Genomic DNA, 6,000 nt, shown 5'->3' with positions numbered 1-6,000 from the left:
TAAGAGCGGAACCATAAGTAGCCGTTACCTAAATAACGGATATGTACTCCCCCCAAAGCAAAAAAAAGGCCGCACCCTGCCAAGGAGACGGCCAAAAAAATTGTCGAGGCATTTGAAACTAACGTGCAGTAATCACCGAAAGCTTGGTAATCCCCGCCCGCTCGATCGACGCCATGGCTCGCGCCACTTCGCCATAGTTCACTCCATCATCAGCCTGCAGTTGCACCCGCACATCCGGGTCCTTGGCCTTGGCCGACTGCAAGTTGAATTCCAGCAAATCCGGCTGGATTTCATCCTTGTTGATAAACAGTTTGCCGGCCGCATCAATGCTCACCACCAGCGGGTCCTTCTGCTCCACCGGGGCCACGGCCTCGGTCTTGGGCAAGTTGATCGGAATCGCATTGGTCAACAACGGCGCCGTGACGATAAACACCACCAGCAGCACCAGCATCACGTCCACCAGCGGCGTAACGTTGATCTCGCTCAGCACCTCATCACTGTCTTGCGTGGAGAAGGCCATCTCAGGACGCCTCCTTCACTTTTTGCGCGCCACCCTGGGCACCGGCCTTGCTCAGCGTCGGGTGCAGCAGCACGCGGAACGAGTTCTTCTGCGCCAGGCTGTAGAAGTCGTGGGCGAAGTCGTCCAGGTCAGCAGCCGTGAGCTTCAGGCGACGCAGGAAGTAGTTGTAAACCAGCACCGCCGGCACCGCGACGGCAATACCCACACCCGTGGCAACCAGTGCCGCACCGATCGGCCCGGCCACGGTTTCGAGGCTGGCGGAACCGGCGGCGCTGATGCCTTTCAGGGCTTCCATGATCCCCCACACAGTGCCGAACAGGCCGATAAACGGCGAGGTGCTGCCGATACTCGCAACCACGGCCAGGCCGGTCTCCAGGGAGCGGCGCTCACGCACGATCTGTTGGCGCAAAGCGCGTTCAAGACGGTCCTGATGGTTGATCGCCTGGCTCAGGTCAGCAGCGTGTGGCGCCTCACCCACCTGGATCGCGGCGTAACCAGCCTGGGCCACACGAGCGGCGGCGCCGGGTTTGGTTTCGGCCAACTCAGCGGCCGAGTCCAGACTGGATGCCGCCCAGAACTGTTTGTGGAACTTGCGATCCTGGGACTTGAGGCGGCCGAACTGGACGCCCTTGAGCAGGGCCAGGCCCCAGGTAGCGACCGAAAAGACCACCAGCAGCCAGATCACCGCGCTTTCGATGGATTCAGTTGGAGATGCTAATGCCATGATGTTTTCCCTCTGTGCAGGTCGCGATGTGTCCAACACACCGCATCCAATAATTAATGAATCTTGAAATCGATCGGTACGCTGACCCAGCCGTCCTGGGCCACATCACCCTGCTTGGCCGGTACAAAACTCCAGCGCTTCACGGCAGCCAGTGCGGCTTCGTCGAGTTGCTGGCGACCACTGCTTTTCTGAATCTGGATCTCACCCGGCTTGCCGGTGGCCAATACATGCACCCGCAACAGCACCGTGCCTTCCCAACCCCGGCGCTGGGCCAGTGACGGGTATTCGGGCGCCGGGTTCTTCAGGTACGCGGCGTTGGCCGAGGCCGGTGTGACCGGCGCGGGCGCAGGCGGTGCCGGCGGTGCTGGAGCCGGTGGCGCGGGTACAGGCGGCGCGGGCGGCTGCTCGGCTACCGGTTTCGGTGCGGGCTTGGGCACCGGCTTGGGTTTCGGAATCTTTTTCGGCGCCGGCTTGGCGGCCAATTCATCAACCACCGGCGGCGGTGGCTCGACAACCGGTGGCGGCGGCGGTGGCGGTACAGGCGGCGGCGGCTCCACAACCGGCGGAGCCGGCTGGGAAAATTCGATCGTCATCGGCGGGATTTCCGGCGGCACAATCGGCAGCACCGGGGTTGGCTTCTGGCTGACCCAATAGATCACCGCGCCATGCAAGGCCAGCGCGAGAATCCCCAACAGGATCGCTTCACGCCGACTCAACACACCCTTCGGGGTTTTCTGCGTACGCAACTGCCCCAACGGCGCGCGATGCGGCCGGCCAAGGTCGACCAACTCACCACCCGGTGCGTGGCGCCACTGCGCCTCTTGTGCACTGGCGGCGGTCTGGACATTGCCCATTGATTAACTCCCCTGCGGTCTTAAGCAAAAAAACCGACGGGCCTGCCTTGGCGGCCGTCGAGGGCTGAATCATCGGGGGCAGACGCTTATCTCTTAAAGTAATCTTTAAAGTTATAGATAGATCTAAATTGAATAACCGAAACATCCGGATACGCCGAAGCCACGTCCTGCGCGGCCTGGCGCCGTGGGGGAAAATCTCAATGCTTTTGAGGCATACAAAATATTCACTGAAGGCATGGCTCAGCGTGGATTACCGGCACATAAATCCTGCAATTGGCGTAGCAACGCCTGCCCGGCCGCACCAAGGCCGTTGCGTCCATACAGCGCCAGCCGCACGCCCTGCACCGCAGGCAAACCGCTGTCCGCGCCCAACACCACGTGCCCGGGCTGCACCACCCGCACCGGCAACAGGCTGATCCCCAGCCCCGCCGCCACCGCCGAACACACGCTGGCCAAGCTGGCGCTGGAATAACCGATGCGCCAGCGCCAGCCGCCCACCTCCAGGTGATGCAGCATTTCATTGCGGTACAGGCCGCCAGCGGGAAACGCCACCAACGGCAGCGGATCACGTCCCAGGGACGGCGAACTGCGGCTGTCGACCCAACACAACGGCTCCGGCCAGGACACCAGGCAGTCATCGCTGTCACCCATTTGCTTGACCAGCAGCACGTCGAATTCACCGCCGCGATAATCCCGCAACAATTCCGGCCCCAAGCCGCTGGTGACCTCCAGGCGCACCCGGGGATAAGCCTGCACAAACGCCGACAGCAGCGGCATCAGGCGCTCGGCCGCAAAGTCCTCGGGCACCGCCAGGCGCAACACGCCATCGCTCTGCTGATTGATCAGCACGTCGGCCGCCTCTTCGTGCAACGCCAGGATGCGCCGCGCATACGCCAGCAAGCGCTCGCCCTCCACCGTGGCCACCACGCGGCGCTGATCCCGGTCGAGCACCTGGCTACCCAGTGCATCTTCCAGGCGGCGGATCTGTTGGCTGACCGTGGACTGGGTCAAGTGCAGCCGCTCGGCCGCGCGGGTGAAATTGCCGCAATCGACGACGGCAACAAAGCTGCGCAACAACACGGGATCGAACATGGGCTCACCATTCCATTTGCCACTGATTGGCATGGTTATATTTAATTTCAGAATACCCCTGCGGCTGCCCATACTTCACGCCTCATTGCGCACGAGGGGTTTTCCATGACTGACGATCAACAGCATCTGCATCACGCCGTGCAACTGGCCAAGGCCAACGTAGCCGCCGGTGGCCGCCCGTTTGGTGCCGTGCTGGTGCGCGACGGCGAGGTGCTGGTGGAGGCGGTCAACGAAATCCACTTGAGCCAGGACCCCACCGCCCACGCCGAGATGCTCGCCATCCGCGCCGCCAGCCAACAACTCGGCCCGCGCCTCGACGGTTGTGTGATCTACGCCAGCGGCCAGCCCTGCCCGATGTGCCTGAGTGCGATGCACCTGTGCGGCATATCCCGCATGGTGTTCGCTGCCAGCAACGACGTGGCGGCGCCCTTTGGTTTGTCCACAGCAGCGATCTACCAGCAACTGGCGCTGCCGCTGGCGGAGCAAAAATTGCCCGTACAGCACCTGCCGCAGGCAGCGATGCAAGCCCTCTACCGCGAGTGGCAGGCCCTGCATGACGCTGAATAATTCGTTCGCCGGCAAGCTCGCCGGTTGGGGTTTGTTGGTAGTACTGGGCCTGAACCTGCGACCGATCCTCAGTTCCATCAGCCCGTTGCTGGGGGAAATCCGTCTGGCCACCGGCCTGAGTTTCCAGAGCAGCGCCCTGCTCACCAGCCTGCCGGTGATCTGCATGGGCCTGGTGGCGTTGGTGGGGGTGCGCCTGGAGGCGAAGCTGGGGGAGCGTCGCGGAATCGCCCTGGGCTTGATGATGATTCTGCTGGCGTGCCTCGCGCGCTGGCTGTTTGGCCAGGCGCCGGCGCTGCTGGCCACGGCATTGTTCGGCGGTGCGGGTGTGGCGCTGATCCAGGCGCTGGTGCCGGCGATGATCAAGCGCCAGTTTCACCAGCGCGTGCCGTTGGCGATGGGGGTTTACTCGGCTTCGCTGATGGGCGGCGGTGGCTTGGCCGCCCTGCTCAGCCCGTTGGTGGCGGGGCATTTCCAGCAGTGGCAGGCGGGGCTCGGGATCTGGCTGCTACCGGCCCTGGGCGCACTATTGTTGTGGGCGTGGCTGCCATTGGGTGCGGCGAAAAACCCGCAGGTGACGGCGCCGTTCCAGGGCCTGCGCAACCGTCGGGCGTGGTTGCTGGCGCTGTATTTCGGCCTGGTGAATTGCGGCTACATGAGCATGGTCGCGTGGTTGCCGGCCTACTATCAGCAGTTGGGTTGGGGCGTACTGCCCAGTGGTTCGCTGCTGGCGTTCATGACGATCTTCCAGGTAATCGCCGCGCTGCTGATGCCGGCACTGGCGCAACGTGGCATTGATCGTCGACCGTTACTGAGCATCAGCCTGCTGGCCCAGACCGTGGGCTATATCGGCCTGCTGACGGCGCCGCTGGAGTTCCCCCACGTGTGGGTGGCGTTGATCGGTTTCGGCCTGGGAGCGTGTTTCGCCCTGAGCCTGTTGCTGACCCTGGATCACCGCCGCGACCCTCGGGAGGCCGGCCAACTGGCGGCGTTCGTCCAGGGCGTGGGCTTTTTGATCAACGCCGTATCACCGTGGCTGACCGGCTGGCTGCGGGAATTGACTGGCAGTTTCGTCAGCGCGTGGATGGTGCTGACGCTGACGGTGGTGGCGATGCTGATACTCACCCGGGTGTTCAGCCCGGCCACCTACCGCACAGGCTCTATGGATATGCAATTTGAATCTAGATAAAACAATGAACATTCTTTTGCGGAATAAGCGAGGCGATTAGAATCGCGGTTTCCTTCAGGACGCCGGAAAACTCCATGGACCTTCGCCAACTGCGCTACTTCATTGCTCTGAACGAGTACCGCAGTTTTGTGCGCGCCGCCGACGCCATGGGCATTACCCAGCCGGCGTTCAGCCGCAGCATCCAAAGCCTGGAACAGGAGTTTGGCTGTGTGCTGGTGGACCGCGCCCACAAAGACCTGCGCCCCACTCCCGAGGGCCAGGTGGTGTTGCAACATGCCTTGTCGCTCGTTCAGGGCGCGGCGCGGCTGAGCCACGAAGTCACCCGCATGACCAAGCTCGACGCCGGCGAATTGCGCTTTGGCTGCGATGCCGTGGCGGCGGTGAACCTGGTGCCTGGAGCGATCGCACGGTTTGTCGGCGCTCATCCACGAGTACGCAGCGGTTTGCATGTGGATAACTGGGAAAAACTCGGACGCAGTTTGAGTCGCGAAGAGATCGAATTCTTCATCGCCGATGTGCGCCACTTCGAGGCCGATCCGAATTTCCAGACCCAGGCCCTGACACCCCGGCGCAATGTATTTTTCTGCCGCGCCGGGCACCCGTTACTGGCCAAGGACAGCCTCTCGACCAACGACCTGTTTGACTACCCGCTGGCCACACCGCTGATCGCTCCCGGGGTACGCAAGCTACTGGCCAACCTGAGCGGGCGTGTCGACTTTTCTCCCGCTATCGAACTGGAGCAGTTTGCGGCGCTGGCAGCCATCGTGCACCAGTCCAACGCGATTGGCCTGGGTGCCGAGGATGCGTTTGCCGAAGACGTTGCCCGTGGCGCACTGACGGTGTTGCACTGGCGCAACGTGCCTCACAGCCTCGACAGTTTGAACAACCGCTGCGGGATCATCAGCCGTACCGGGTTTCGCTTGTCGCCGGCGGCGAAGGCGATGATCGAAACCCTGATCACCGTGGATACCCCCTCTGCTGAAGCAAGCTTGCTCGCCCGCAATTAAAAAACCAGGCTTGCGCGCGACAGCCCATTCTCTTGATTTCAATGAAACTG

7 protein-coding genes are annotated in these 6,000 nt (G+C 62.6%); 3 read left to right on the top strand and 4 right to left on the bottom strand.

From position 1 onward, the window contains the following. Nucleotides 1-118: 118 nt before the first annotated feature. The 4 genes from HX817_RS17685 to HX817_RS17670 form a co-directional block, all read right to left on the bottom strand. Complete coding sequence (locus HX817_RS17685) at nt 119-520, bottom strand: biopolymer transporter ExbD (protein ID WP_003218118.1); 402 nt, start codon at nt 518-520, stop codon at nt 119-121. 1 nt (nt 521) lies between these two features. Beyond that, the gene (locus HX817_RS17680; RefSeq protein WP_085984637.1) at nt 522-1,247 is read right to left on the bottom strand and encodes a MotA/TolQ/ExbB proton channel family protein; all 726 of its coding nucleotides are present in this window, start codon (nt 1,245-1,247) and stop codon (nt 522-524) included. Nucleotides 1,248-1,297: 50 nt separating this feature from the next. Beyond that, the gene (locus HX817_RS17675) at nt 1,298-2,098 is read right to left on the bottom strand and encodes an energy transducer TonB (protein WP_087693643.1); all 801 of its coding nucleotides are present in this window, start codon (nt 2,096-2,098) and stop codon (nt 1,298-1,300) included. 240 nt (nt 2,099-2,338) lie between these two features. Beyond that, nucleotides 2,339-3,190, bottom strand: coding sequence for a LysR family transcriptional regulator (locus HX817_RS17670; protein WP_008433713.1), 852 nt, complete (start codon nt 3,188-3,190; stop codon nt 2,339-2,341). Nucleotides 3,191-3,295: 105 nt separating this feature from the next. On the opposite strand from HX817_RS17670, the gene HX817_RS17665 reads away from it, so the two are divergent. The 3 genes from HX817_RS17665 (at nt 3,296) to HX817_RS17655 (ending at nt 5,950) form a co-directional block, all read left to right on the top strand. Next, entirely contained in the window at nt 3,296-3,757 is a 462-nt protein-coding gene (locus tag HX817_RS17665; protein WP_177040720.1) for a nucleoside deaminase, read from the top strand. Continuing rightward, nucleotides 3,744-4,943, top strand: coding sequence for a CynX/NimT family MFS transporter (locus HX817_RS17660; RefSeq protein ID WP_003218123.1), 1,200 nt, complete (start codon nt 3,744-3,746; stop codon nt 4,941-4,943). Before HX817_RS17665 ends, HX817_RS17660 begins: the two co-directional genes overlap by 14 nt. Before the next feature lie 74 nt (nt 4,944-5,017). Beyond that, on the top strand, nt 5,018-5,950 hold the full coding sequence (locus HX817_RS17655) for a LysR family transcriptional regulator (protein WP_177040718.1): 933 nt from the start codon (nt 5,018-5,020) through the stop codon (nt 5,948-5,950). The last annotated feature ends 50 nt before the right edge of the window (nt 5,951-6,000 follow it).

The organism is Pseudomonas sp. C6002 (assembly GCF_013385805.1).
In the GTDB taxonomy this organism is placed as follows: Bacteria; Pseudomonadota; Gammaproteobacteria; order Pseudomonadales; family Pseudomonadaceae; genus Aquipseudomonas.
The sequence above is the reverse complement of the archived record's forward strand: the minus strand, read 5'-3'. Positions and strand labels throughout refer to the sequence as shown.

What these genes read in the sequence shown, in the direction of transcription:
- HX817_RS17685 (WP_003218118.1), bottom strand. Translation starts at nt 520, where the DNA reads ATGGCCTTCTCCACGCAAGACAGTGATGAGGTGCTGAGCGAGATCAAC.
- HX817_RS17675 (WP_087693643.1), bottom strand. Translation starts at nt 2,098, where the DNA reads ATGGGCAATGTCCAGACCGCCGCCAGTGCACAAGAGGCGCAGTGGCGC.
- HX817_RS17670 (WP_008433713.1), bottom strand. Translation starts at nt 3,190, where the DNA reads ATGTTCGATCCCGTGTTGTTGCGCAGCTTTGTTGCCGTCGTCGATTGC.
- HX817_RS17665 (WP_177040720.1), top strand. Translation starts at nt 3,296, where the DNA reads ATGACTGACGATCAACAGCATCTGCATCACGCCGTGCAACTGGCCAAG.
- HX817_RS17660 (WP_003218123.1), top strand. Translation starts at nt 3,744, where the DNA reads ATGACGCTGAATAATTCGTTCGCCGGCAAGCTCGCCGGTTGGGGTTTG.
- HX817_RS17655 (WP_177040718.1), top strand. Translation starts at nt 5,018, where the DNA reads ATGGACCTTCGCCAACTGCGCTACTTCATTGCTCTGAACGAGTACCGC.